Genomic DNA, 514 nt, shown 5'->3' with positions numbered 1-514 from the left:
AAGTTTAGCTGAATTTCATGATCGTTTAATTAAAAATAAATTAGTTATAAATAGTAATGAATTGAAATATCTAGGTATTCGTTTGATATTTTCATTAATTATATTTTCTGCTGTTGCTTATACTTCTCGCTTGGCGTCAAGAAGTTATATATTCTGGAAAAAAAATGAGGGTATTTATTTAAGATTGACTGCTTTGAAACCATTTATTTCAGCTATGCCTAATGAGAAGAAAGTTGAAATTCATGAGAAGCTTGTCGATGTCTATTTTGGCAAAGATGAGCAAGATCAGAATCTGAATCAAAAATTAAAAGATTTACCGAATAATATTACGCAATTGCTAGGGAAAGTTGTAGATCAAACTTCTGGTGTTATCGATTCAGCTAGAGGAAATATGAAAGAAAATTCGCCTAAGGATAAATCTGAAGAGTAAAATTAAGGTTGAAAGTTCCTGATAGCAGCCCAATATGTGATTGGGCTTTTTTTATGGGTAAAGTTATGTCGCATTACTTAACAC

1 pseudogene is annotated in these 514 nt (G+C 30.5%); it reads left to right on the top strand.

Annotated features, from left to right (window positions below):
• A pseudogene (locus GBI16_RS18785) lies at positions 1-430 on the top strand (hypothetical protein); the annotation flags it as partial.
• Positions 431-514 lie beyond the last annotated feature (84 nt).

Source organism: Acinetobacter sp. TUM15064, assembly GCF_008980265.1.
Lineage (GTDB): Bacteria > Pseudomonadota > Gammaproteobacteria > Pseudomonadales > Moraxellaceae > Acinetobacter.
This window is presented reverse-complemented; position numbering and strand designations above follow the sequence as displayed.